The 24,179-nt window shown below is 70.4% G+C and carries 22 protein-coding genes; 13 read left to right on the plus strand and 9 right to left on the minus strand.

What is annotated here, in order from left to right; translation table 11 throughout:
• Positions 1-18: 18 nt before the first annotated feature.
• Positions 19-399 carry a PLDc N-terminal domain-containing protein gene (locus tag AKH00_RS10935; protein WP_050722713.1) on the plus strand — a complete coding sequence of 127 codons (381 nt, stop codon included), beginning with the start codon at positions 19-21 and terminating at the stop codon, positions 397-399.
• Positions 400-409: 10 nt separating this feature from the next.
• Here AKH00_RS10935 and AKH00_RS10940 read toward each other — a convergent pair whose 3' ends face one another.
• Genes AKH00_RS10940 through AKH00_RS10960 form a run of 5 tightly spaced genes read right to left on the minus strand, consistent with a single transcriptional unit; the run spans position 410 to position 4,953 of the window.
• Positions 410-1,393: an epimerase gene (locus AKH00_RS10940; RefSeq protein ID WP_442922392.1), complete on the minus strand. Its 984-nt coding sequence runs from the start codon at positions 1,391-1,393 to the stop codon at positions 410-412.
• 2 nt (positions 1,394-1,395) lie between these two features.
• Positions 1,396-2,004 (minus strand): DUF4166 domain-containing protein, encoded by a 609-nt coding sequence (locus AKH00_RS10945; protein ID WP_050722714.1) that lies wholly within the window; start codon positions 2,002-2,004, stop codon positions 1,396-1,398.
• A gap of 13 nt (positions 2,005-2,017) precedes the next feature.
• Positions 2,018-2,977 (minus strand): NYN domain-containing protein, encoded by a 960-nt coding sequence (locus tag AKH00_RS10950; RefSeq protein ID WP_050722715.1) that lies wholly within the window; start codon positions 2,975-2,977, stop codon positions 2,018-2,020.
• Entirely contained in the window at positions 2,970-3,965 is a 996-nt protein-coding gene (locus tag AKH00_RS10955) for a Gfo/Idh/MocA family protein (RefSeq protein WP_050722951.1), read from the minus strand. Before AKH00_RS10955 ends, AKH00_RS10950 begins: the two co-directional genes overlap by 8 nt.
• 43 nt (positions 3,966-4,008) lie before the next feature.
• On the minus strand, positions 4,009-4,953 hold the full coding sequence (locus tag AKH00_RS10960) for a quinone oxidoreductase family protein (RefSeq protein WP_050722716.1): 945 nt from the start codon (positions 4,951-4,953) through the stop codon (positions 4,009-4,011).
• A gap of 300 nt (positions 4,954-5,253) precedes the next feature.
• Here AKH00_RS10960 and AKH00_RS10965 point away from each other — a divergent pair, with 300 nt between their 5' ends.
• Positions 5,254-5,556: a GIY-YIG nuclease family protein gene (locus AKH00_RS10965; protein WP_050722717.1), complete on the plus strand. Its 303-nt coding sequence runs from the start codon at positions 5,254-5,256 to the stop codon at positions 5,554-5,556.
• A gap of 299 nt (positions 5,557-5,855) precedes the next feature.
• On the opposite strand, the gene hrpA is transcribed toward AKH00_RS10965, so the two are convergent.
• Positions 5,856-9,788 (minus strand): ATP-dependent RNA helicase HrpA, encoded by a 3,933-nt coding sequence (gene hrpA / locus AKH00_RS10970; RefSeq protein ID WP_050722718.1) that lies wholly within the window; start codon positions 9,786-9,788, stop codon positions 5,856-5,858.
• A gap of 69 nt (positions 9,789-9,857) precedes the next feature.
• On the opposite strand from hrpA, the gene AKH00_RS10975 reads away from it, so the two are divergent.
• The 3 genes from AKH00_RS10975 to AKH00_RS10985 are packed head-to-tail and all read left to right on the plus strand — an operon-like array spanning position 9,858 to position 13,457.
• Positions 9,858-11,024, plus strand: a complete 1,167-nt coding sequence (locus AKH00_RS10975) for a heparan-alpha-glucosaminide N-acetyltransferase domain-containing protein (protein WP_050722719.1) — start codon at positions 9,858-9,860, stop codon at positions 11,022-11,024.
• Between the two features lie 54 nt (positions 11,025-11,078).
• Positions 11,079-11,651: an FMN reductase gene (gene msuE, locus AKH00_RS10980; protein WP_050722952.1), complete on the plus strand. Its 573-nt coding sequence runs from the start codon at positions 11,079-11,081 to the stop codon at positions 11,649-11,651.
• A gap of 9 nt (positions 11,652-11,660) precedes the next feature.
• Positions 11,661-13,457 carry a thioredoxin domain-containing protein gene (locus tag AKH00_RS10985; protein ID WP_050722720.1) on the plus strand — a complete coding sequence of 599 codons (1,797 nt, stop codon included), beginning with the start codon at positions 11,661-11,663 and terminating at the stop codon, positions 13,455-13,457.
• Between the two features lie 7 nt (positions 13,458-13,464).
• Here the strand turns inward: AKH00_RS10985 and AKH00_RS10990 are convergent, their stop codons facing one another.
• Positions 13,465-13,683 carry a hypothetical protein gene (locus AKH00_RS10990; protein ID WP_050722721.1) on the minus strand — a complete coding sequence of 73 codons (219 nt, stop codon included), beginning with the start codon at positions 13,681-13,683 and terminating at the stop codon, positions 13,465-13,467.
• Positions 13,684-13,704: 21 nt separating this feature from the next.
• Positions 13,705-15,261, minus strand: a complete 1,557-nt coding sequence (locus AKH00_RS10995) for a dolichyl-phosphate-mannose--protein mannosyltransferase (RefSeq protein WP_050722722.1) — start codon at positions 15,259-15,261, stop codon at positions 13,705-13,707.
• 35 nt (positions 15,262-15,296) lie between these two features.
• Here AKH00_RS10995 and rsmI point away from each other — a divergent pair, with 35 nt between their 5' ends.
• From rsmI to AKH00_RS11010, 3 genes are read left to right on the plus strand one after another with little or no spacing between them, the layout of a single operon-like run.
• Positions 15,297-16,118 carry a 16S rRNA (cytidine(1402)-2'-O)-methyltransferase gene (rsmI, locus tag AKH00_RS11000; RefSeq protein WP_050722723.1) on the plus strand — a complete coding sequence of 274 codons (822 nt, stop codon included), beginning with the start codon at positions 15,297-15,299 and terminating at the stop codon, positions 16,116-16,118.
• Entirely contained in the window at positions 16,115-16,732 is a 618-nt protein-coding gene (locus tag AKH00_RS11005; RefSeq protein ID WP_050722724.1) for a class I SAM-dependent methyltransferase, read from the plus strand. The genes rsmI and AKH00_RS11005 overlap by 4 nt, the downstream gene beginning before the upstream one ends.
• Before the next feature lie 58 nt (positions 16,733-16,790).
• On the plus strand, positions 16,791-17,885 hold the full coding sequence (locus AKH00_RS11010; protein ID WP_050722725.1) for a LacI family DNA-binding transcriptional regulator: 1,095 nt from the start codon (positions 16,791-16,793) through the stop codon (positions 17,883-17,885).
• Positions 17,886-17,895: 10 nt separating this feature from the next.
• Here the strand turns inward: AKH00_RS11010 and AKH00_RS11015 are convergent, their stop codons facing one another.
• Positions 17,896-18,264: a VOC family protein gene (locus tag AKH00_RS11015; protein ID WP_050722726.1), complete on the minus strand. Its 369-nt coding sequence runs from the start codon at positions 18,262-18,264 to the stop codon at positions 17,896-17,898.
• 55 nt (positions 18,265-18,319) lie between these two features.
• Here AKH00_RS11015 and AKH00_RS11020 point away from each other — a divergent pair, with 55 nt between their 5' ends.
• The 5 genes from AKH00_RS11020 (at position 18,320) to AKH00_RS11040 (ending at position 24,170) form a co-directional block, all read left to right on the plus strand.
• On the plus strand, positions 18,320-18,763 hold the full coding sequence (locus AKH00_RS11020; protein ID WP_050722727.1) for a MarR family winged helix-turn-helix transcriptional regulator: 444 nt from the start codon (positions 18,320-18,322) through the stop codon (positions 18,761-18,763).
• 130 nt (positions 18,764-18,893) lie between these two features.
• On the plus strand, positions 18,894-20,558 hold the full coding sequence (locus tag AKH00_RS11025; RefSeq protein WP_235556744.1) for an ABC transporter substrate-binding protein: 1,665 nt from the start codon (positions 18,894-18,896) through the stop codon (positions 20,556-20,558).
• Entirely contained in the window at positions 20,555-21,535 is a 981-nt protein-coding gene (locus tag AKH00_RS11030) for an ABC transporter permease (protein ID WP_050722728.1), read from the plus strand. The genes AKH00_RS11025 and AKH00_RS11030 overlap by 4 nt, the downstream gene beginning before the upstream one ends.
• Positions 21,532-22,446, plus strand: a complete 915-nt coding sequence (locus AKH00_RS11035) for an ABC transporter permease (protein ID WP_050722729.1) — start codon at positions 21,532-21,534, stop codon at positions 22,444-22,446. Before AKH00_RS11030 ends, AKH00_RS11035 begins: the two co-directional genes overlap by 4 nt.
• Positions 22,443-24,170: an ABC transporter ATP-binding protein gene (locus tag AKH00_RS11040; protein ID WP_050722730.1), complete on the plus strand. Its 1,728-nt coding sequence runs from the start codon at positions 22,443-22,445 to the stop codon at positions 24,168-24,170. The genes AKH00_RS11035 and AKH00_RS11040 overlap by 4 nt, the downstream gene beginning before the upstream one ends.
• Positions 24,171-24,179 lie beyond the last annotated feature (9 nt).

A 24,179-nucleotide genomic window follows, 5' to 3' on the forward strand; every position in this document is an offset into this window, starting at 1 on the left:
GTCGTCTACCCTGAACTCATGCCGTTCCTCTCCATCCTCGTCGTCGCCCTCATGGTGTTCGCGCTCGTCGACATCATCCGGCGCGACGACGCTCAGGTGCGGTTCCTGCCGAAGCTCGCGTGGATCATCATCGTGATCCTGCTCCCGCTCATCGGCAGCATCCTGTGGTTCACGATCGGTCGCGAGTACTCCGAGGCGGGGCTGCGCATCCCGCGGATGCGTGCGGCAGCGCCGACGGCCCCGCCGGCGGATCCGCGTCCCGCGCGTCCGGTCGACGCGCGCTCCACCGAGGAGCAGATCGCCGACCTCGACCGCGAGATCGAGGAATGGCGGCTCCGCGCAGAGCTCGAGAAGCGCCGCCGCGAGGGTGGCGACACGGCGTCGGGCCCCGCGGCCTGACGATCCGGGCCTAGTCCGGTCGGTCGTGCGACTCGCGGACGGCGCCCTCGAGCGTCGGGTAGGAGAACGTGAACCCGGCGGCCTCGAGCTTCTCCGGTAGCACCCAGCGGCTCTTCAGCACGAGCTCCGTCTCGGTGCGGATGCCGATCGCCCCCAGCTCCAGCATCCACCGGGGGAGCGGCGGACCGATGCGTGCGCCGAGCACCCGCCGCACCGTCGCCATGAACGTGGTGTTGTCGACCGGGTTCGGAGAGGAGGCGTTGACCGGTCCCTCGAGCGACGGGGTGCGCTCCAGGAGGTCGATCACCCGGGCGACGTCCTCCACGTGGATCCAGCTGAAGCGCTGGCTTCCGCGCCGGGCGGCGAACTCGTGGCCCGTGCCGGCCGCGCGGCGTGCCCGGCTGATGGGCCACCGGCCGTCGTGCGCTGCGCCCCCGAGACCCAGGCGTGCGAGGCCGCGCAGCGGTCCGAGCACGCCGCCGTGACCGAGCACGATCGCGCTGCGCAGGGCGACGCGGCGGGTGGCGGGCAGGTCGTCCGCGAACAGCGCACGCTCCCAGGAGGTGGCGACGTCGACGGAGAACCCGGTGCCGATCTCTCCCGTCGACTCCGTCATGGGGCGATCCTCCGCGTGGCGGTAGATCGTCGCTGTGGAGGAGTTCACCCACAGGGCGGGTGGTGCGTCTGCGTGGAGGATCGCGGTGCGCAGAGACGCCGTCGTCTCCAGACGCGAGCGGAAGATCTCCGCCCTGTTCTCCGGTGTGTACCGGCAATTGACGCTCTTGCCGGCGAGACCGATCACGAGCGCGGCTCCGTCGACGGCACTGTCGATAGCCGCCTGGTCTCCCCACGCGATGTCGGCTCCCGAGCGCGAGATCGTGACGACCTCACGCCCTGCGGCTCGATAGCGCGGCGCGAGATACCTTCCCATGAACCCGGTGGAGCCGCCGATCACGACGCGTCCCGTGTGGGCGTCGACAGGGGAGGAGGGGATGCTCACGGGCGCTCGCTCTCGATCGTGTACTCGAAGAAGCCGGAGTACTCGTAGACGCGGCCCAGGAAGGGCGCGTCTATCGTCATGGAGACATGGTGACGCTCGCGCGCCTCGTCCCAGCGCTCGACGAGGCCGATGGTCGGCCGCAGGAAGCGCGGCGCCGCGAGGCGGAGAGGCCCGAGCCGGAGACCCACGCGACGGATGCTCAGCACGACCGCCCCGTCGCGCACGTCGATGTCGAACGTCGTGACGACGGTGCCGCGCGGGCCGATCTCGTTGCGCAGCACATCCCCGGGGCCGAGAGCGACGACGTCGGGCATGACCCAGGTGCGGCCGGGCAGGTCGAACCAACGCGTCGCGACCGCGCGGCCGCCCACCGTCCTGTTCTCGATCCGGAACGGCACCTCGCGTTCCCACCCTGCGAACGCCACGCCGAGGGACTCGGCGATCCGGAACAGCGGGCGCAGCCAGCGGTGGCGGGATCCCGCCGTGGTGAACACCCCCGTGCCGACGCCGACGTGCCCCGGCGGTATCGTGCGGAAGTACCAGGCGGTCTTCGGATGCAGCTCCGCGATGCGCGGACCGAGCGCACGCTCGTACGGCGAGGTCATAGCGTGTCCGGGCTCAGGGTTCGCGCAGCCGGACGAGGCGCTCGTGTCCGGTCTCCTCGAGCTCGGCGATGTCGCCGCGCGACTTGAGGAAGTCCGAGAAGGACCGGAACCCGAGGGCCTTCTCGCTGAACGACGGATCCATGCGTCGCATGTGCGTCTTGACGGCCGAGCTGTGCAGCCACTCGTCAGCGTCCGCCTTGTCGTGGCCCAGGCGCAGCGCGCGCTGCAGGAGCTCGGTCGCCTCGTCCTTCTCCTCCACCACCTTCTCCTCCGCCTTCGCGGTGGCGGCCTTGGCTCGGCCGTTCTTGGCCGGCGGACGCGACTTCGCTTTCGCGGCGGGCTCGACCGTCGTCTCGGCGACGGTCTCAGGGAGCTCCGGGGTCGAGGGCGGCGCGGACTTCGTCGGGCGGACGACGCCCGGGAGGGAGTCGTAGGCCTCGAACTCGTCGCACGCGGCGGCGAGCGACTTCGCGGTCGACCCGGCGACGCCGACGCCGATCACGTACCGGCCGAGCCGCTTGCAGCGCTGAGCCAGCGGGACGTAGTCGCTGTCGCCCGCCACGATGACCACGTGCGTGAGATCGGGCAGGCGGAACATGTCCTCCACGGCATCCACCGCGAGCCGGATGTCCGCGCCGTTCTTGGCGTAGGCCGCGGCGGGGAACAGCTGCACGAGGTCGACCGCGCGCGCGACCAGCTGCGACCGGTACTCCGCGTTCACGGGAGACGACCAGTCGGCGTAGGCGCGGGTGAGCACGAGCGTTCCGAACGAGGAGGCGTAGTCGATGATCGCGCCGACTTCGATCATGGCCCGCGCGAGCCGGTCGGCCACCTCCGGGTCACCCGGGTGCTCGGTGATGCGCTGACGGTCCTTGCCGTACGCGTTGCGTCCGTGCACCCGGTCGTACCAGGAGATGACGATGTTGTCGAAGTCCAGGTACACCGCCACGCGGGCGTCGGTCGCCTCAGCCATTGCTGGTCCCCTCGCTCGGGTAGCGCACCCCGATCTGCGCGCGGATCTCGTCGAGCGTGCCCATGATCGCGACGCTCTCGGCGAGCGGGAGGATGTCGCCCTCCAGCAGTCCGTCGCGCACCAGGCGCTCGGCCGCCCACGCCTGGTACTCCATGCCGCGTCCCGCGACCTCGGAGGCGTACTCCTCTGTGACGGTGCCGTCCGGCAGCACGACCCGGAACGACGTCGGGGTGTACCAGACGCGGTCGATGTCGATGCGGGCGTCGGTGCCGATGATGCTGGCGACGTCGGGGCCGGCCGCGCGCGACGACGAGAGGCTCGTGGAGATCGCTCCGCCCTCGTGCGTCATGATGGTCGCGACCTCGGAGTCGGCGCCGGTCTCGATGAGGCGGGCGACGGCCGTGATCGTCTGCGGTGCTCCGAGCACGTCCCAGATGAAGGAGATCGGGTAGATGCCGAGGTCGAGCAGGGCGCCGCCGCCGAGCTCGAGCGCGTTGAGGCGGTGCTCGGGATCGGTCGGGAGCTTCTGCGTGTGGTCGGCGCTCACGGCACGGATCTCTCCGAGCGTCCCTTCGGCGATGATCTCGCGGATGCGCACCATGTGCGGCAGGTAGCGGGTCCACATCGCTTCCATCGCGAGCAGCCCCCGTTCGGTGGCGAGGCGCTGCAGGTCCTCGGCTTCGTCGCGGTTGACCGTGAACGCCTTCTCGACGAGCACGTGCTTGCCGGCCTCGAGCGCGAGCTTCGCGTTCTCGTGGTGCAGCGGGTGCGGTGTCGAGACGTAGACGATGTCGACTTCGGGATCGGCGACGAGCGCCTCGTAGGAGGCGTGGGCGCGGAGGATGTCGAACCGCTGCGCGAATGCGTCCGCCGACTCCTGCGAGCGGGAGCCCACGGCGACGAGGTCGAATCCTGCTGTGCGCAGATCGGATGCGAAGGTCTCGGCGATGAAGCCGGTGGCGAGGATGCCCCAACGAAGTCCAGTCATGCTCTCAGCGTAGAGGGTCATCGCGCGAGACCGGATGCCGCGGTCAGGGGATCAGCAGGATCTTGCCCGAGGTGGCGCCGGACTCCATGAGCTCATGCGCCTGCGCCGCCTCGGCGAGCGGAAGCTCCGGTCCGAGTTCGATCGAGAAGTCGCCAGACGCGAGGAGCGCGATGGTGGCCTCGAGCGCCTCTGCGCGCCATGCGAGCTCCTGCTCGGTGAGGGGGATCGGCGAGCCGCCGGAGAAGGCGCGGATGCCGAAGTCGGCGGCATCCGGTCCTCGGACGATCGTCGCGATTCGATCGCGATCGGCCACGAGTTCGAGCGAGGTCTGGATGGCCTCGTCGGTGCCGGCACCATCGAGCACGACGGTGACGCCCTGCGGGGCTGCCTCCCGCACGCGGTCGATCAGGCCGTCGCCGTATGCCACGGGGATCGCGCCGAGTTCACGCAGCTGGTCGTGCCGGGCGGGACTCGCGGTGGCGATCACGGTAGCGCCCCACGCCACGGCGAACTGCACGGCGGCCTGGCCGACGGAACCGGAGCCCGCGTGCACGAGCAGGACGTCGCCTTCGGTCAGGCCGAGGGACTTGAGGGCCTGGTAGGCGGTGCCGGCGGGGATGCCGATCGCTGCGCCTTCCCCGGCGGTGACGGCGTCGGGCAGGAGCGCCAGCCGCTCGACGGGCACCGCGAGCAGACTGGAGTATGTTCCCCGCGTGTCACGGATCGCGACGCGGTCGCCGACCGCGAAGCCGTCGACGCCGTCGCCGAGGACGTCGATCACCCCGGCCCCGTCGAACCCGACCGGGCGCGGTTCGGTGATCGGCGGCGATGGGCGCTTCGCGCTGCGCAGCTTGCCGTCGATCGGGTTGACGCCGGCCGCCTCGATGCGCACGATCGCCTCGCCGCGCACGGGAACGGGGTCGGGGATCTCGATCTGGTGGAGGACGTCAGGGGAGCCGAATTCCGTGTACACGATCGCGCGAGCCATGCAGCCAGGCTAACGCCGACTCCTGCGCCCTGACGCGTTTCGTCTCGCTGCGCTCGCTCAACGACCGGGGAGCTGCGCTCGCTCGACGATCGAATAGTGACCCCGGTGGTTGAGCGAGGAGCGCAGCGACGAGACGAAACGCGTCGAGCTCGTCCCGGTCGTTGAGCGAGGAGCGCAGCGACGAGACGAAACGCGTCGAGCTCGTCCCGGTCGTTGAGCGAGGAGCGCAGCGACGAGACGAAACGCCTTCCGTGCTGGACGACGCCGCGATGTCGGCATCCCCGAGTACGGTGCTGCTGCATGGGGACGGTGTACATCCTGAGATGCTCCGACGGCACACTCTACGTCGGCAGCACGATCGACCTGCCGCGACGGCTGATACAGCACGCCGACGGTACCGGAAGTTCGTACACGCGCCGCCGCCTCCCGGTCGAACTCGTCTGGAGCGAGGATTTTGCCCGCGTCGACGACGCGTTCCGGTGGGAGAAGCGCATCCAGGGATGGAGTCACGCGAAGCGTCGCGCGTTCATCGAGGGCGGGCTCGGTGCCGTCCGCGGGTGGAGTGCGCGACAGCGAAGGGAACAGCGTTCCGCGGAGACCTGACGCGTTTCGTCTCGCTGCGCTCGCTCAACGACCGGGAGGGGCTGCGTTCCGCGGAGACCTGACGCGTTTCGTCTCGCTGCGCTCGCTCAACGACCGGGAGGGGCTGCGGTCCGCGGAGACCTGACGCGTTTCGTCTCGCTGCGCTCGCTCAACGACCGGGAGGGGCTGCGGTCCGCGGAGACCTGACGCGTTTCGTCTCGCTGCGCTCGCTCGACGACCGGGAGGGGCTGCGTTCCGCGGAGACCTGACGCGTTTCGTCTCGCTGCGCACGCTCGACGACCGGGGGAGCAGCGTTCCGCTCACTTGCCGGCGGCGAGGGCCTTCATGATGCGCTGGGGTGAGACGGGCTGCGCCGTTCCGAGGCGCTGCGCGAACACGCTCACTCGGTACTCCTCGAGCAGCCAGCGCGTCTCGACCAGCGCAGGAGAGGCATCCGGGGCGAGCGGGATCGTGCCGCCGGCATCCGTGTACGCCGCCGCCATGCGCTCGTACTCGGTCATGCGGGTGCGGTCCTTGCCCGGCTCGTTCGCCAGGGTCTTCAGGCGCTCCAGCATCCCCTCGAGATACCGCGGCAGGTGCGCAAGACGTTCGACGCCCGTCGCCGCCACGAATCCGGGGTACAGCAGGCCGGAGAGCTGGGTGCGGATGTCGTTCAGCGGTCCGAGCAGCGCCAAGGAGTTCTGCGACTTGATGCCCCGCTCGACCTCGCGGGCCTTGGTCAGGATCCGTGCCACGAGCGACACGCACGCGAAGAGCTCGTCGACCATGGCCGCGGAGACGGCGTCGCGCACCCGGGTGAAGTCCGCCTCGCTGCGGATGACGCCGCCGGGCACCGCGCGCTCGATCAGCTGCCGTGCGACGGCGGCGCGGCAGTCCTCTATCAGCGTCGCGGCCGACGGGTACGGGGAGGCCGCGAGCGCCAGCTTTTCCTGGCTCGTGAGGTGCTGCTGCACGTACGACGAGGGCGACGGGACGCTCAGGAGCACGAGGCGCAGCACTCCGTCGCGGGTGGCTGTGGCTGCGGCATCCGCCGTCGACTCGACGCGGACCGCGACGGTCTTGCCCTGATCGACGACCGCCGGGTAGCCGCGCACCACGCCGCCGGCGACCCTGGTGTCGAGCACGTCGGGGAGGTCGCCGAAGGTCCACGCTGTGAGCCCATCGCGTTCGATGGACGCGGTGGCGGTGGCAGCGGCAGCGGGGCGAGGTCCCTTCCCGGGGCCCGCCGGACGCGGCGGCGCCGCGATCGAGCGGGCGACGCTGCTGCGCGCCCTGTCGGCGAGCGTCGACTGCAGTGCGCCCAGGTCGCGCCCGGAGCCCACGACGCGTCCGCGTTCGTCGATCGCGCGGAAGTTCATGCGCAGGTGCCCGGGCACCCGCTCGTCCTCGAAGTCCGCGGCCGACACGAGTTGATTCGCGAGCGGCTGGATCAGACGCGCGAGCGCCTCCTTGAGCGTGCGCGTCGGGCGTCCGCCGTGCGCCTCGGGGCCGTCGCCGGCCAGCTCGGCGCCGAACTTCTCCGCCCAGTCCGCGGCGGGTACGACGTGGCGGCGGATCGCCTTGGGCAGCGCGCGCAGCAATCCGGTGACGAGCTCTGCGCGCAGACCCGGCACCTGCCAGTCGAACCCGCGGTCCTCGATCTGCGCGAGCAGCGGCAGCGGGATCACGACGCTCACGCCGTCGTCGGGAGCGCCCGGCTCGAACCGGTACGCCAGACCCAGCACCTGGTCGCCCTGCGTCCATCGGGTCGGGAACTCGCTCTGATCCGCACGGCTGTCGTCGTCGATCAGGTCGGACTCGCGCATCACGAGGAGCTTGGGCGTGGAGGCCAGCGCCTCACGCCACCACTTCTCGAACGACCGGACGTCGAAGACATCGGCGGGGACCCGCTCGTCGTAGAAGCGGAACACGGCCTCGTCGCCCGCGAGGATGTCGCGGCGGCGCTCACGTTCCTCGAGCTTCTCCAGTCGTCGGCGGAGCTCGGCGTTGCTCCGCCGGAACGCGCTCACCCGCTTGTCGATGCGGCTCGGGTCCCACTCGCCCTCCACGAGGGCGTGCCGCACGAACAGCTCGCGCGACGCGGCGCGATCGATGCGCGCGAACTGCACCCGGCGGCGCGGGATGATCTCGACGCCGAACAGCGTCACCTTCTCGTAGGCGACCGCGGCCCCGGCATCCTTCGACCAGTGCGGTTCGGTGACCTGCCGCTTCGCGAGGTCGCCCGCGAGCGCCTCCGCCCACGCCGGGTCGATCGCAGCGACCGTGCGGGCGTAGGTGCGAGACGTCTCCACGACCTCCGCCGCCATGACCGCCTGGGGGGCCTTCTTGCGCAGCGCCGAGCCGGGGAAGATCGAGAACCGGATGCCGCGGGCCCCGCGGTACTCCGCCTGCCGGCGCTTCTTCGGGTCAGCGCCCTTGCCCGTGGTGCGCTCGTCGAGGATGCCGATCTGCGACAGGAGTCCCGCGAGCAGGGCGCGGTGGATCGCGTCGGGGTCGCTGGTGCCGGTGTGTTCGGTGCGTTTCGTCTCGCTGCGCTCGCTCAACGACCGGGGCCCCAGCACACCCCGCAGCTGGCGGTGGACGTCGAACCATTCGCGCACGCGGACGTAGTTCAGATGCTCGGAGCGGCAGAGTCGCCGGAACGCGCTCGACCCGAGCTCGCGCTGCTGCTCACGCAGATGGTTCCACAGGTTGAGGATCGACAGGAAGTCGCTGGTCGGGTCGGCGAAGCGCGCGTGCATGCGGTCAGCCTCGTCGCGCACGCTCTGCGGGGCCTCCTGGGACGGGCGCTCGCGGACGTCCTGGATCGACATGCCGGCGACGATCGCGAGCACGTCCCGTGCCACCGACCCCGCCGAGGCGCGGCCGGCTTCGATCAGCATGCGGGCGAAACGCGGGTCGATCGGGATCCGCGAGATGTCACGGCCGACACGGGTCAGTCGCGGGTCGTCGCGCGAGGTGTCGATCGCTCCGAGCTCGGTGAGCAGGTCGAACGCGGCCTTCACGCCGCGGGAGTCCGGAGGCGTGAGGAACGGGAATGCGGAGATGTCGCCGAAGCCCAGCGAGAGCATCTGCAGGATGACCGAGGCGAGCGAGGTGCGGAGGATCTCGGGCTCCGTGAACTCGGCGCGACGCTCGAAGTCCTCCTCGCTGTACAGGCGGATGGCGATGCCGTCGCTGGTACGGCCCGCGCGGCCCGAGCGCTGGTTCGCCGAGGCCTGCGAGATCGGCTCGATCGGCAGCCGCTGCACCTTGGAACGGGCGCTGTAGCGCGAGATGCGGGCGGTGCCGGTGTCGATCACGTACCGGATGCCGGGGACGGTCAGACTCGTCTCGGCCACGTTCGTCGCGAGGACGACGCGACGTCGTACCCCGGCCACGCGACTGCGCTCGAACACTCGGTGCTGCTCGGCGGCGGACAGGCGACCGTACAGTGGCAGCACCTCGGTGGGGGAGCGGTCGTGCGCGTAGGCGCCGCGGACCGCGTCCGCCGCGTCACGGATCTCGGCCTCGCCCGGCAGGAACACGAGCACGTCACCCGGCGCCTCGCGGTCGAGTTCGCGCAGCGCCGCGACGATCGCGGAGACCTCGTCGACGTCCGCCGCCGGGTCTGTGCCCTCGGCATCCGTCTCCTGGGAGCGGTAGCGGATCTCCACGGGGTAGGTTCGACCCGAGACCTCGATGATCGGCGCCGGTGTGCCGTCGGCGGCCGCGAAGTGGCGGGCGAAGCTCTCGGGATCGATCGTCGCCGAGGTGATGACGACCTTGAGGTCGGGGCGTTCGGGCAGGATGCGTGCGAGGTAGCCGAGCAGGAAGTCGACGTTGAGCGAGCGCTCGTGCGCCTCGTCGATGATGATCGTGTCGTAGCGGCGCAGCAGCCGGTCGCGGCCCAGCTCGTTGAGCAGGATGCCGTCGGTCATGAGCGCGATGCGCGTCTCGTCCGAGACCTTGTCGGTGAAGCGCACCTTGTATCCGACGAGCGTCCCCAGCTCGACCTGCAGCTCCTCCGCCACGCGTTCGGCGATCGTGCGGGCGGCGAGGCGCCGCGGTTGCGTGTGGGCGATGCGCTCGCGGCCCAGCTCGAGGCAGATCTTCGGCAGCTGCGTCGTCTTGCCGGAGCCGGTCGCACCCGCGACGATCACGACCTGGTGGTCGCGGATGGCGTCGGCGATCTCGTCCCGGGCGGCGCTGACGGGCAGCTCAGGCGGAAAGACGATCACGGGAGAAGACATAGCCCTCCATCGTATGACGCTCTCCCCGACCTTCGGCACACTCCTCAGCGCCGGCTCTACTATCGTCGGGTGACCTTCGCCCTCGCCGCTCCCGCGCACTGGTTCCGCACGTTCGGTCGGCCCCCGCGCATCCTCGGGCTCGACATCGCCCGCGGCCTCGCGATCCTCGGCATGGCCGGCGCGCACATCGGCGAGACCTCCGCGTTCGACCCGTTCGATCCCGGCACTTGGCTGGACCTCGTGCACGGTCGGTCCTCGATCCTGTTCGCGGTACTCGCCGGCGTCTCGATCGCCCTCATGACGGGGCGTCACGATCTTCCGGATCCCGAGCGGATGCCGAGCATCCGCCTGCAGCTCCTGGGCCGCGGCGCCGTGATCTTCGTGATCGGCCTCGCTCTGGAGATGCTGAACACGCCGATCGCCGTGATCCTCACCCTGTACGGGCTGCTGTACGTCGCGGTGATCCCGTTCCTCCGGTGGCGACCGGGCACGCTGCTCGTCGCGGCGGGCGTCCTCGCTCTCGCAGGACCCGCGCTGCTCGCGCTCGTCGGAGTGCTCGCGATGCATCCCTACGGCGCCGGCATCAGCCTGGTGCTGTACGGCTCGTATCCGATCACGGTGTGGCTCGCGTTCGTGTTCGGCGGCATGGCGCTCGGACGCCTGCGCGTGGAGCGCATGGAGACGGCGGTGGTGGCGCTCGGCATCGGCGTCGGGCTCATGGTCGTGGGGTACGGACTCGGCGTGGTCGGCGCCGCCGCAGGGGTGAGCTCGTCGGACGCGGGCATGGGTTCGGGAGGGGCCACCGGCTGGAGCTCGTATCCGACTGCGCTCGCGGATGCCGATCCGCTCGGCGCGGTGCTCACGGCGATCTTCGGCGTCGACCCGCATTCCGGCGGCACGGCGGAGATCCTCGGTTCGGGCGGGTTCGCGCTCACCGTGATCGCGCTGTGCCTGCTGCTGAGCCGCCCGGCGCGCTGGGTGCTGCTGCCGCTGGGCGCTCTGGGGTCCATGCCGCTGTCGGCATACAGCGTGCACGTGCTCTCGGTCGCCCTGATCGGTGGACCCGGCGGCTTCTTCACGAGCAACGCCTTCTGGGGCCTGACGGCCCTCGCCCTGCTTCTCGTCACGACGCTGTGGTCGATCTTCTTCGGCCGCGGACCCTTGGAGCGGCTCGTGGGCCGGGCGGCCACGGCGATGGCGAGCCCGCCACGCCCATCCGTCTCTCCCGTCAGATGACGTCGCGTGTCATTCCACGCGACAGGGCGGATGCTCGTGGGTAGCGTCGTCGGCATGACAGCCCCCTACCGTGTCGTCGCCGTCTCCGGATCGCTGCACGAGCCGAGCAAGACCACGGCCCTCGTGCGGGCGATCGCCGAAGCCGTCGCCGAGCGCGCCGATGTCGAGTTCGAGCTCATCGAGCTCACCGAGATCGGTCCCTCGCTCGCCGGGGCGCTGCGCCGCGACCAGCTGCCCGCCTCCGTCGAGGAGAAGCTCGTCGCGATCGAGACCGCGGACCTTCTGATCGTCGGCAGCCCCGTCTACCGCGCGTCCTTCACCGGCCTGTTCAAGCACCTGTTCGACTTCGTCGGCCAGTACGAACTCGTCGGCAAGCCGGTGCTGCTCGCCGCGACGGGCGGGGGAGAGCGGCACGCCCTCATGATCGAGCACCAGCTGCGTCCGCTGTTCTCGTTCTTCCAGGCGCTCACGCTGCCGTTGGGCGTCTACGCGAGCGACACCGACTTCGACGGCTACGTGATCTCCGCCGATGTGCTGCGCTCACGCATCGACCTCGCCGCGGAGCGCGCACTGCCGCTCGTCGGCTATGCGGCCAGCCGACCCACGGAGACCCTGCTCGTCTCGTAGCGTGAGGGTATGACGAACCGGCTCGCCGACACGCTCAGCCCCTACCTCCGCGCGCACGCCGACAACCCGGTCGACTGGTATCCGTGGGGCCCCGAGGCCTTCGAGGAGGCGGCCAGGCGCGACGTGCCGCTGCTCATCTCGATCGGCTACTCGACCTGCCATTGGTGCCACGTGATGGCGCGCGAATCGTTCGCCGACCCCGAGATCGCGGCGCTCGTGAACCGGGACTTCGTGGCCGTCAAGGTTGATCGCGAGGAGCATCCTGAGGTCGACGGGGCCTATATGGCGGCGGCTTCCGCGTTCACACAGAACCTCGGGTGGCCGCTCACGGCGTTCGCCACGCCCACCGGCCGCACCTTCTACGCCGGCACCTACTGGCCGCCGGAGGCCCGGCCCCCGCTGCCCGCGTTCCGCGACGTTCTCGCCGCGGTGCGCGAGGCGTGGACGGTCCGTCGGGCACAGGCGGAGGAGTCGGCGGATGCCGTGACGGAGGCGCTCCGGCACGCGGCGGCCACGGCTCCGTCCGACGTGCCCGCCGCGGCCGCGCTCCAGGCGGCGGCGTCGACGATCGCTCAGCGGGAGGACGCGGTGCACGGGGGGTTCGGCGGGGCGCCGAAGTTCCCCGTCGCGACGGTGCTGTCGTTCCTGCAGAGTCCACTGGTGCGGCGAGAGGCCCCGGATGCTGCGGCGTCGGCCGACCGCGCGATCGCCGCGATGACGGCATCCGCGCTGCGCGACGAGGACGGCGGGTTCTTCCGCTACGCGACGCAGCGTGACTGGAGCATCCCCCACTACGAGCGGATGCTGACCGACAACGCCCAGTTGCTGGACGCGGCGCTCGCGGCGGACGACCAGGACACCGCGCGGGGCGTCGCCGCCTTCCTGCTGCGCACTCTGCGACGTGCGGACGGCGGCTTCGGCGCCGCTCAGGACTCGGAGTCATGGATCGACGGCCGCCGCAGCGAGGGCGGCTACTACCTCCGGCCCGTCGCGGAGCGGAGCGCGCTGGAGCCGCCCGCTGTCGACGGCAAGGTCATCACGGGCTGGAACGGCCTCGCGATCGGCGCGCTCGCCCGCGCGGGAGCGGCGCTCGGAGAGCGGGAATGGGTGCGGGCCGCTGTCGAGGCCGCCCGTCACGTGCTGCGCGTGAACCGCGCGGAGGGCGGACTCGTACGGACCTCGCTCGACGGCGTCGCCTCGCCGGCGGCCGCGACCACGGCGGATGCCGCGCTGCTCGCCGGCGGTCTGCTCGCGCTCGCCGTCGCGACCGGCGAGGCCGGATGGGCCGTCGCGGGAAGGGACCTCCTGGACGCGGCTCTCGAGGGGCTCCGCGGCGATCCGCTTCTGCCGGCGCACGGCATCGCGGCCGCTCCGGATCAGACCGACGGCGACCTGCCGTCCGCGGCGGCGGCCGTGGCTGCGACCTCTCTGACGGCCTGGCGGCTCGGCGCCGGCGACCGTTACCGGGTCGCGGCCGAGGAGCGCGTGCGGGCGCACGCGACGGCTGCGACGGCACAGCCCTTCGCACACGGCAGTCTGCTGGGCGTGGCTGCCGGACTCGTGGAGGCGCCGCGGCAGATCGTCGTGGTCACGGAGGACCCGGACGGTCCGCTCGCGCAGGCCGCCCGTCGTGCGGACGCGGACGTCGTCGCGGTCGTGACGGCGACCCAGGCGCAGGCGTTCGAGGACGCGGGATTCGACCTGTTCGCGGCGAAAGCGAACGCACGGGAGCAGGCCTTCGACTGCCGGTCGTTCGTGTGCCGTATGCCGACGAGTGATCCGGGGAGCATCCCACGGGCGAGGTGACGGGTTCTCACCCCCGGTTGCGGGGATGCTCCTTCGCCGTCCGCTCGTTGCCGCGGCGGTAGTCGCCGGTCACTCTCGCCATCAGCAACTGCGGGTCGTCGCTCTCGACCTCGTCGAGGAACCGGGCCGCGCGCTCGCCGCGGAGCACGGTCGCCACGCGTCCGCCGTGACGGATCACGACGTCGCCGCCGCGGACGGCGTAGTCGAAGCCGGAGGGGTCGCCCATGATCGTCCTGGTCTCGGATCCTCAGACCCAGCCCGGCAGCCAGTTGTGCAGCAGCCAGAACTGGTACGGCACGCTCATGCCCGTCCAGACCGGGTAGTAGAACACCGACACGAGCACGACCACGCCGAGGAACACGAGCACGGCGCGCTCTCCGGTCCGGCGTCGATGCAGCGGAGCATCCCGGGTCCCGGCGATCCGGCGCAGCACGACGGCGAGCGCGATCGCAAGGAACGGCGCCATCGCGACCGTGTAGAACTGGAAGATCGTGCGTTCGGGGAACATCAGCCACGGGACGTAGGTCGCGACGAGGCCGACGAGCGGGAACGTGAGCGCCGGCCCTGGCGTCGGGCGCCGCTGGATCCACGCGCGCACCAGGCAGTACAGGAGGTACACCGCGGCGGCGATGCTCGCGTACCAGATGAGCGGGTTGGGGATCGTCGAGATCACCGCGATGCAGTGGTCCACGCCGCACGGCGCCGGGTCGCCGGCGACCCACACGGCGGTGGGGCGCAGCAACAGCGGCCACTCCCAAGCGGGGCTCGCGTACGGGTGCCCGCTGGTCAGACCGACGTGGAAGTCGAGGATCTGCTTGTGGTAGTTCCACAGCGCGATCAGGGGGTTCGGATCGCTGCGGCGGGCGTAGCCGCCCATCGTGACGAGCCAGCCCGTCCAGCTGACGAGGTAGGTGAGCAGGGCCGGGAACACGAGCAGCACGAACGACACCGGACCCTGACGGAACGCCGCAGCGGTCGGCCACAGCACGACCCCCGCCCGGCGGCGGGCGAGAGCATCCGTCACCACGACGTAGAGTCCGAACGCCGCGAGCGCGTACATCCCCGACCACTTGACCGCCGTGGCCGCGCCGAGCGCGACACCCGCCGCCACGAGCCAAGGGCGCCGCCACAGCACCCGGCCCCACATCGGGTCGGGGGAGTCGGGGTTGGGACGCTCCAGGACCGGGATCGTGCGCTCGCGGTCGAGCAGGATGAACAGGGCCCCGAGCAGCAGGAAGAACGTCAGCGGCCCGTCGAGCAGCGCGGTGCGGCTCATGACGATGCTGAGGCCGTCGATCGCGAGGAGTCCGGACGCGACGGTCGCGACGACGATCGATCCGGTCAGGCGGCGTGCGACCAGGTATACGAGCAGTACGGTCGCCGTGCCGAGGAGGGCCGTCGCCAGACGCCACCCGACCGTGTTGTCCGGCCCGCCGATCGCCATGCCCAGGGCGATGAGCCACTTGCCGAGCGGCGGATGCACCACGAAGGAGCCGACATCCGACAGGGGGAGCTTCTGCAGTGTGACGAAGGCCTCGTTCGCGCCCTCGCCCCAGGTGCCCTCGTAGCCGAGCGTCCACAGCGACCAGGCGTCCTTGACGTAGTACGTCTCGTCGAACGCGAGCTGATGCGGGTGCCCGAGGTTCACGAGCCGCAGGACCGCGGCGACGGCCGTGACGACGAGCGGGGCGAACCAGCGCAGCATCCGCCCCCAGTCCGGGTCGCGCAGGATGCGATCGCGGAGCGCTCCGTAGCGCGTCAGCCGATCCTCGGGAGAGGGCAGCAGCGGCACGGGCTCGGTCACCGCTCCAGCCTAGACAACGCGCCTATGCTGGGCGGGTGATCATCCTCGCCGCCACGCCGATCGGAAACCTGGGCGACGTGTCGCGCCGCCTCGTCGAGGTGCTCGAGAACGCCGAGGTCGTCGTCGCGGAGGACACCAGGACGACCGCGCACCTGCTGCGGGCGCTGGCGATCGAGAACCGGCCCCGACTCATCGCGCTGCACGACCACAACGAGAAGCAGAAGGCCGCCGAGCTCGCCGCTCTGGCCGCCGAGCAGGACGTGGTGGTCGTGAGCGATGCGGGGATGCCGGCGATCAGCGACCCCGGGTACGGCGTCGTCGCCGAGGCCGTGGCGCAGGGCGTGACCGTCACCGCGATCCCCGGTCCCAGCGCCGTGCTCATGGCCCTCGCGATCTCGGGCCTGCCGACCGATCGTTTCACGTTCGAGGGTTTCCTGCCGCGCAAGCCCGGGGAAAGGCGCTCCGCCCTCGCGACGCTGGCGGCGGAGCCGCGCACCATGGTGTTCTTCGAATCCCCGGCCCGCCTCGCCCCCGCGCTCGCCGACATGGGCGCAGCGTTCGGCGACACGCGCCGCATCGCGGTGTGCCGGGAGCTCACGAAACTCTACGAGGAGGTCCGTCGGGGGACGGCGCCGGAGCTCGTCGAGTGGGCGGAGGCTGGGGTCAAGGGCGAGATCGTGATCGTGGTGGAGGGCGCGCCCCGTACCGCCGCCTCTCCCGATGATGCGCTCGCCCAGGTGCAGGCGCTCGTCGCCTCCGGCATCCGCCTCAAGGACGCGTGCGGCGAGGTCGCCGCCGCCACCGGGCTCTCCTCGCGCGACCTGTATCAGGCGGCGCTCGCCGCGCGACACGGATGAACCCGGCTGAGGGTGCGGTCGCGGCGGCGTACGACGCGCGTGCCGCGGAGTACACCGCGCTCGCCGGGGACCTCGCGCAGATGGACCCGCGGGACATCGCGACGGTCGGTGCCTGGCGCGATGGCACGGCCGGGTCGCTGCTGGATGCCGGGTGCGGCCCGGGGCAGTGGGCGGCTCTCCTGGCGGAGGGCGGCAGGGAGGTCTACGGCATCGACCTTTCCGCCGCCTTCGTCGCGGTCGCGCGATCCCGGCATCCCGGCATCCGGTTCGATCAGGGTTCGTTTCATGAGCTGTCCTTCGACGACTCCTCGCTCGGCGGCATCCTCGCCTGGTACTCCCTGATCCATACGCCGCCCACGGATGTGCCGCTCGTGCTGGCCGAGTTCGCGCGCGTCCTGCGCCCCGCCGGCTCGATCCTGCTCGGCTTCTTCGACGGCGAGCCGCGCGAGCCGTTCGCGCACGCGGTGACCACGGCGTACCTCTGGTCCTCGGATGCGCTGGGAGCGCTGCTGACGGATGCGGGGTTCCACGTCGAGCGCAGCGAGAGCCGTGAGCGGGTCCCCGGCGAGATCAGCGCGCGTCCGCACGGGGCGCTCGTGGCCCGTCGAGTCTGATGTCCCGTCGCGGGTTACCCTGGTGCACACCCGAGCGAGCGACCGAGGAGGAGCCAGCGTGAGCAGGAGGGCGACGGTCTACGACGTCGCAGAGCGGGCCGAGGTCTCGATCGCGACCGTGTCGCGCGTGCTGCGGCAACCGGATGCCGTACGGCCGGTGACTCGCGAACGCGTGCTCGCCGCGGTGTCGGAGCTCGGCTACGTGCCGAGCGGGAGCGCCCGGGGATTGGCTGAGCGTCGCACCGGTGTGCTGGGTCTCTACTTCCCGGGTTTCGATGCGGCCGAGGATGCGCCGATGCTCGATGTGCTGGCAGATCGACCGGCCCCGCCGTTCACGGTGAGGCATGAATCGGACGACCACGTGCCTCAGCCGGCCATGCTGTTCCTCGACGAGGTGCTGCGAGGCGCGGAGCTGGAGGCGTGGAAGCGCGGGTTCGTCCTCATGATCGGCGTGGGGCGCGACGACCCCTCGCGGGAGACTGTGCGCGACATCGCCGGACGCGTCGACGGCCTCATGGTGCTGGCGCAGAGCGTTCCGGACGATGTGCTCGCACGCCTCGCGCAGCGCATCCCGGTGGTGGTGCTGTCGGGACCGCCGCGCGGCGACAGCTACGACCATGTCACGGTCAGCAACGCCGAGGCGATGACGGAGCTGACCCGGTTGGTGCTGCGGGACGCGGCACCCGATCGTCTGGCGTATCTCGCCGGCCCTGTCGACTCGCCCGACGGCGCTCAGCGCTGGGAGGGCTTCACGGCCGCGCTCGCCGAGGTCGGAGCGACTGCGGATGCCGTCACCCTGGTGCGCGGGGACTTCACGCGTGAGTCCGGGCGACGGGCGGGGGCGGAGCTGGTCGAGCGCGGAGCGCCGAGCGCGCTCATCGCGGCGAACGACCAGATGGCGCTCGGCGCGATCGACGCGTTCCGCGCGGCGGGGCTGCGGGTGCCGGACGACGTGCGCGTGACGGGCTTCGACGGGATCGAGGCCGCGGCGCTCGCGCGTCCGGCGCTGACGACGGTGCGGCAGCCGATGATCGACCTCGGCCGCGCGGCCGTCCAGCTGCTCGCGCGGCGCCTGGAGCATCCCGACGCCGAGCCCATGACCGTCCGGCTCCCGTTGCAGATCCTGGTCAGGGAGAGCTCCCGGGTGTCCTGAGCGGGTTCTCTCAGGCCTTGTCGTGCAGGGTGATCCGGTAGCCGTCGGGGTCGGCGAGCGTGAACGTGCGGCCGAAGGGGCCGTCGATCGGCGCCGATACGATCTCGTGGCCGTCTGCGACGAGGGCGTCGTGGATGTCCTGCACGTCGGTCGCGTGCAGCCAGACCGCGGCGCCGATTCCGGGGTGGGGGGCCGCGTCGAGGTCGGTGCCCTCGACGACGTCCCGCAGCGCGAAGGCGATGGGCGAGGTCGTGAACACGACGGCGTGCGGGGGACCGGCGGGGGACCGCTCGAGGCCGAGGTAGGTCTCGTAGAAGGCCTGGGATGCGGGGAGGTCGCGCACCTGGAGGGAGACGAAGTCGGGACCGGTGACGGGCATGTGGTCATCCTTTCATGTCAGTTATCTGACACAAAGCGTATGTCAGACTACTGACATGGGTCAAGACATGATCGATCTGGACACCTCGCTCGGCTACCTGCTCAAGGAGGCGTCGAGCGCCCTCCGCGCCGCCATGGAGGATGCGCTGCGTCCGTTCGGCATGACGATCACGCACTACTCGTGCCTCGAACTGCTCGCCCAGAGGCCCGGTCTGTCGAACTCGGAGCTCGCCAGAGGCGCCTTCGTGACCCGGCAGTCGATGAACGTCCTGTTGCAGGCGCTCGAGCGCGACGGCTCTGTGACGCGCCCCGACCATGCCCCGGTCGGCAAGGCGCTTCCGACCCGGCTCACCGCGCAGGGGAGGCGCACTCTGGAACGCGCCAGCGCCGCCGTCCGCGGGGTCGAGCTGCGCATGCTGGCCGGGCTCTCCGAGCGGGAACGCGAAGCCGCGTTGCGGAGCCTGCGGAGCATGATCGTCGCACTGCGAGCATCCGACTGAGCGCCCCGGCATCGCCGTCAAGGGGTTGCATTCCGCAAATGTATGCGCTTACACTCACTCATGCGGCTTCGGTCGCAGGGCGTCCCTGACCCGGGGACCCTTCATGACACAGACGACATGAGGTGGAAGCGTGGCGAAGACGCACATGCTCCGGCGCTGGCGGAGAGCGGCGATCGTGGGATTGGCGGCGGCGGCCGTGGTGCTCAGCGGATGCAGCATCCAGATCAGCTCGCAGCCCGACCCGTCCATCGGCGATGACACGATGCTCATCAACGCCGACAAGGGGAACCCGTTCTTCACGCGGAACTTCAACCCCTACCTGACCAACACGCGCACGGCGTCGCGGTGGATCTACGAACCGCTGATCCTCGTGAACCCGCTCGACAATTCGCTCAACCCGTGGCTCGCGAGCGAGTGGTCGCAGCCCGACGCTCGCACCGTCGTCATGACGATCCGGGACGACGTCGAATGGTCCGACGGCGAGAAGCTCACCGCCGACGACGTGGCCTTCACGTTCCAGCTGCTGAAGGACAACCCCTCTCTCGACATCAAGGGCGCGTGGCAGCACCTCGACAGCGTCGAGGTCGAGGGCGACGACGTGATCATGCACCTGCAGAGCGACGACGCCCCCGCGCTCCCGATCCTCGGGCTCACGATGATCGTGCCCGAGCACATCTGGGCCGACGTGAAGGATCCCGGCACCTTCCGCAACGAGAACCCGGTCGGCACCGGACCGTTCGTGCTCGGCAACTACAACGACCAGCAGTACTCGATGGACAAGAACCCCGACTACTGGCAGGCCGACAAGATCGAGATCGAGCACATCATCCTGCCCTCGACCAACACGCAGCTCGACACCGTGACCCGCGGCTACGACTGGTCCTACTCGTTCATCTCGGATGTGGAGGGCACCTGGGGTGCCGCGAGCCCGAACAACGAGTGGTGGTTCCCGCCGGTCGGCGTGATCGCGCTGCTGCCCAACCTCGAGGTCGCTCCTTTCGACGACGTGAACGTGCGCCGCGGCATCGCGCTCGCGCTCGACCGCGAGGAGATCGCCGAGACGGCATCCGAGGGGTACATGGAGCCCGCCGGGCAGACCGGCCTCATCCTGCCCAACCAGGAGGAGTACCTCGACCCGTCGATCCCCGACGGAGGAATGATCACCCAGGATGCGGATGCCGCGCTCGCGGCCTTCGCGGAGTCCGGCTACACGCTCGACGGCGACCGCCTCGTGGGTCCCGACGGCGAGCAGCTCGAGTTCTCGCTCACCACCGCCAACGGCTACTCCGACTGGACGCGCGCCGCGCAGGCCGTGCAGCGTCAGCTCGCCGCAGTCGGCGTGAAGGTGAGCCTCAAGCTCCCGCAGCCCGCCGGCTATCAGAGCGCCATCAGCAACGGCGACTTCGAGATGGCGATCGGCGGCATGGGCGGTGGCGACGTCTACCAGGCCTACAACAACCTGCTGTCGAGCCAGTTCTACGTCCCCTCGGGCGAGGCCACCGCGAACAACTTCGAGCGGTACCGGTCCGACGAGGTCGACGCTCTGCTCGCCGAGTACCGCGAGACCATCGACCCCGCACTGCAGACCGAGATCGCGCACGAGCTCCAGAACGTCGTGTACGACGAGCTGCCGGTGATCGGGCTCTACTACGGAGGGAGCTGGGGTCTGTTCAACGACGCCAAGTTCACCGGGTGGCCCTCGGCCGACGACCCGTACATGATCCCGCAGAACTACGACTCGGCGCCGCTGATGATCTTCACCCGGCTCGAGCGCGTGAAGGGAGACGACCAGTGAAGTACGTCCTGCAGAAGGTCGGCCTGTTCGTGCTCACGCTGTGGGCCGCGGTCACCCTGAACTTCTTCCTCCCGCGCATGATGCCGGGCTCCCCGGCCGATGCGGCGATCGCGAAGCTCGCGCAGAACGGTCCCGTCACCGACGCGACCCGCGCCGCGATAGAGGCGCAGCTCGGCGTGCCGACCGGATCGCTGTGGGACCAGTACGTGTCCTACCTGGGTCAGGTCGTGCGGCTGGACTTCGGCGTCTCGTACACGTTCTATCCGCAGAGCGTGTCGAGCATGGTCTCCACGGCGTTGCCGTACACGATCGGCCTGGTCGGCATCGTCACGATCCTCGCGTTCGTGATCGGCACGCTGATCGGCGTGACGGCGGCCTGGCGCCGCGGCACCTGGCTCGACTCGCTGCCCACGCTGACCGGGTCGTTCCTCAGCACATTCCCGTACTTCTGGACCGCGCTGCTGCTGCTGTTCTTCCTCGGCTACGTGCTGCACTGGTTCCCGACCACCGGGGCCTACGCCGCGACGACCACGCCCGGCTTCACAGGCGACTTCATCGCGGACCTGGCCCGGCATGCCGTGCTGCCGGCGCTGACGATCCTGCTCACCTCGCTGGGCGGCTGGATCATCGGCATGCGCAACGCCATGATCAACACGCTCGGCGAGGACTACGTGACCTTCGCCGAGGCGAACGGTCTGCGCGGTCGCACGATCGCCCTGCGGTACGCGGCACGAAACGCGATCCTGCCGAACCTCACCGGCTTCGGGCTCACGCTCGGCGGCGTGGTCGGCGGATCGATCCTCGTGGAGCAGGTCTTCCAGTACCCCGGTATCGGGTACCTCCTCTTCAACGCCGTGATCGGGCAGGACTACCCGCTCATGCAGGCGCTCTTCCTGATGATCACCGTGAGCGTGCTCATCGCCAACTTCCTCGTGGACATCCTGTATGGGGTGCTGGACCCAAGGACACGCCGATGACCTCAACCATGAATCTCAAAGTCCCCGCCGAGCGGATCGCGGCGCCCAGCCCGTGGCGCGCGTTCGGCCGCATGGTGGGCACGCTGTGGGCCAACGGCAAGGCACGGCTCGGCCTCATCATCCTCGGCCTGTTCGTGCTGGTCGCGGTGTTCGCTCCGCTGCTGGCGCCCTACGGCCCTAAGGACAACTCCTTCGAGCGCAACGCCGACGCCTCGGCTGCGCACTGGCTGGGGACGACCGCCGCGGGCGAGGACGTGCTGAGCCAGCTCATCTACGGCTCGCAGATCAGTCTGCTGGTCGGCCTGGCGGCCGGCATCCTCTCGACCATCGTCGCGGTGCTGATCGGCCTCAGCTGGGGGTACATGCGCGGCTTCGCGGGCGAGGTCATCGGCTTCATCGTGAACCTCTTCCTCGTGATACCGGGCCTCCCGCTCATGATCGTGATCGCCGCGTACCTGCAGAACGGCGGCATCCTCATGATCATCGCCGTGATCGTGGTGACCGGCTGGGCGTGGGGCGCGCGCGTGCTGCGCAGCCAGACGCAGTCGCTGCGCGGCAACGACTTCGTCACCTCGGCGCAGTTCTCGGGTGACAGCCGGGCGCGCATCGTGTTCCGCGAGATCCTGCCGAACATGACGTCGATCATCGCCGGCACGCTCTTCGGGGCGGCGACGGCGGCGATCCTCGCCGAGGCCGGACTCGAGTTCCTCGGTCTCGGCGACTCCAGCATCGTCAGCTGGGGCACCATGCTCTACTGGGCGCAGAACTCCAACTCCCTGCTCACGGGGCAGTGGCTGCTGCTGTTCGCGCCCGGTCTGTGCATCGCGCTGCTGGCGCTGAGCCTCACACTCATCAACTTCGGCGTGGACGGCATCTCCAATCCGCGCCTCCGGGAAGGGAAGGGGCGATGAGCGCCATGGCACCTCAGACCACGACCACGAGCGACATCCTCCTCCACGTGCAGGATCTCTCGGTCGAGTACGCCTCGCCCGGGGCCACCCCGGTCACGGCGGTCGACAGCGTCTCGTTCTCGCTGCGTCGCGGCGAGTTCGTCGGACTCGTCGGCGAGTCAGGGTCCGGCAAGTCGACGCTCGGGTTCGCGCTCACCCGGCTGCAGAAGCCGCCGGCGCGCATCAGCGGCGGACGCATCCTGTTCGGTGGCCGCGACATCCGCGAGCTGGATGCCGAGGAGCTGCGTCGTCAGCGCCAGGGTGGCTTCGCGATGGTGCTGCAGTCGGGCATGAACGCGCTCAATCCCGTACGCACGGTGGGCAACCACTTCCGCGACATCTTCGCGGCGCACGGCCATGTGCCGCGCGAGGAGCGGGAGGCCAGGGCACGGGAGCTGATCGGCAAGGTCGGCCTCGACCCCGCGGTGCTGTCGCGCTACCCGGGCGAACTGTCCGGCGGTATGCGCCAGCGCACTTCGATCGCGCTCGCGCTGTCGCTGGAGCCGCAGCTCATGGTGTTCGACGAGCCGACCACGGCGCTCGACGTGCTGGTGCAGCACGCCGTCATGGACACGATCAAGGAGCTGCAGCACTCCGAGCACTTCACCGCGATCCTCATCAGCCACGACCTCGGCATCGTGCTCGAGGCCACCGACCGGGTCATGGTCATGCACGAGGGCAAGATCGTCGAGGACGCGCCGAGCCTCGACATCCTGCACCACCCGCAGGACGAGTACACGCGGATGCTGCTGAGCCACTACGCCGACCCGCGGGCCGAGTCGATCTCGATCCCGGGGTTCGTCGACCTCGGCACCCGTCGCCGTGAGGGCACCTCCCGCACCGATGTGACCGAGACCGTGCCGACCGTGTCGCAGCGCGACACCCGACGCGCGGACGCCGCGGTCGTCGTCGACGGCGTGACCAAGCGCTACGCCCCGCCGCGTCGTGGCGAGAAGCCGGTGGTGGCGGTCGACGACGTGTCCTTCCGCCTCGAGCCCGGCGAGGCGCTCGCGCTCGTCGGTGCCTCCGGGTCGGGCAAGTCGACGCTCGCGAAGCTCATCACGGGGGTCGAGAAGCCGACCGAGGGAACCGTGCGCTTCGGAGACGTCGACGTCGCCTCGCTCGGAAGGAAGGGGCTGCGCGACCTGCGCAAGGACGTGCAGATGGTGTTCCAGGACCCCTATGCCGCGCTCAACCCGCTGCACACGGTCGAGTACGCCCTCAGCCGCCCGGTGCGCAACTACACCTCGCTGCGCGGCGCGGAGGCGCGGGCGCGCGTGCTGGAGCTGCTGGAGACGGTGGGGCTGACGCCCGTCGAGCAGTTCGCCGCCAAGCTCCCGCATCAGCTCTCCGGTGGGCAGCGGCAGCGCGTCGTGATCGCCCGGGCGCTCGCGAGCGATCCGCAGGTGCTGATCGCCGACGAGCCGGTGTCGATGCTCGATGTCTCGCTGCGCGCCGGGGTGCTCGCACTGCTCGAGGATCTCCGTGAACGCTGGGGCATCAGCATGCTCTACATCACGCACGACCTGCTGAGCGCGCGACTCGTGACCGAGAACATCCTCGTGCTCAACAGCGGGCGGGTGGTCGAACGCGGCGAGACCGCCGAGGTGCTGCAGCATCCGGAGGACCCGTACACGGTCCAACTGCTGGATGCCGTGCCCAACCCCGCACGCATCGCGCGCTAGAACGAAGCG

Origin of the sequence: Microbacterium sp. GCS4 (assembly GCF_001262495.1) — a bacterium.
In the GTDB taxonomy this organism is placed as follows: domain Bacteria; phylum Actinomycetota; class Actinomycetes; order Actinomycetales; family Microbacteriaceae; genus Microbacterium.

Excerpts from the sequence above, each read along its gene's own strand:
- AKH00_RS10935 (WP_050722713.1), top strand. The coding sequence starts at position 19 with ATGCCGTTCCTCTCCATCCTCGTCGTCGCCCTCATGGTGTTCGCGCTC.
- AKH00_RS10945 (WP_050722714.1), bottom strand. The coding sequence starts at position 2,004 with ATGACCTCGCCGTACGAGCGTGCGCTCGGTCCGCGCATCGCGGAGCTG.
- AKH00_RS10950 (WP_050722715.1), bottom strand. The coding sequence starts at position 2,977 with ATGGCTGAGGCGACCGACGCCCGCGTGGCGGTGTACCTGGACTTCGAC.
- AKH00_RS10955 (WP_050722951.1), bottom strand. The coding sequence starts at position 3,965 with ATGACTGGACTTCGTTGGGGCATCCTCGCCACCGGCTTCATCGCCGAG.
- AKH00_RS10960 (WP_050722716.1), bottom strand. The coding sequence starts at position 4,953 with ATGGCTCGCGCGATCGTGTACACGGAATTCGGCTCCCCTGACGTCCTC.
- AKH00_RS10965 (WP_050722717.1), top strand. The coding sequence starts at position 5,254 with ATGGGGACGGTGTACATCCTGAGATGCTCCGACGGCACACTCTACGTC.
- hrpA (WP_050722718.1), bottom strand. The coding sequence starts at position 9,788 with ATGTCTTCTCCCGTGATCGTCTTTCCGCCTGAGCTGCCCGTCAGCGCC.
- msuE (WP_050722952.1), top strand. The coding sequence starts at position 11,079 with ATGACAGCCCCCTACCGTGTCGTCGCCGTCTCCGGATCGCTGCACGAG.
- AKH00_RS10985 (WP_050722720.1), top strand. The coding sequence starts at position 11,661 with ATGACGAACCGGCTCGCCGACACGCTCAGCCCCTACCTCCGCGCGCAC.
- AKH00_RS10990 (WP_050722721.1), bottom strand. The coding sequence starts at position 13,683 with ATGGGCGACCCCTCCGGCTTCGACTACGCCGTCCGCGGCGGCGACGTC.
- AKH00_RS11005 (WP_050722724.1), top strand. The coding sequence starts at position 16,115 with ATGAACCCGGCTGAGGGTGCGGTCGCGGCGGCGTACGACGCGCGTGCC.
- AKH00_RS11015 (WP_050722726.1), bottom strand. The coding sequence starts at position 18,264 with ATGCCCGTCACCGGTCCCGACTTCGTCTCCCTCCAGGTGCGCGACCTC.
- AKH00_RS11020 (WP_050722727.1), top strand. The coding sequence starts at position 18,320 with ATGGGTCAAGACATGATCGATCTGGACACCTCGCTCGGCTACCTGCTC.
- AKH00_RS11035 (WP_050722729.1), top strand. The coding sequence starts at position 21,532 with ATGACCTCAACCATGAATCTCAAAGTCCCCGCCGAGCGGATCGCGGCG.
- AKH00_RS11040 (WP_050722730.1), top strand. The coding sequence starts at position 22,443 with ATGAGCGCCATGGCACCTCAGACCACGACCACGAGCGACATCCTCCTC.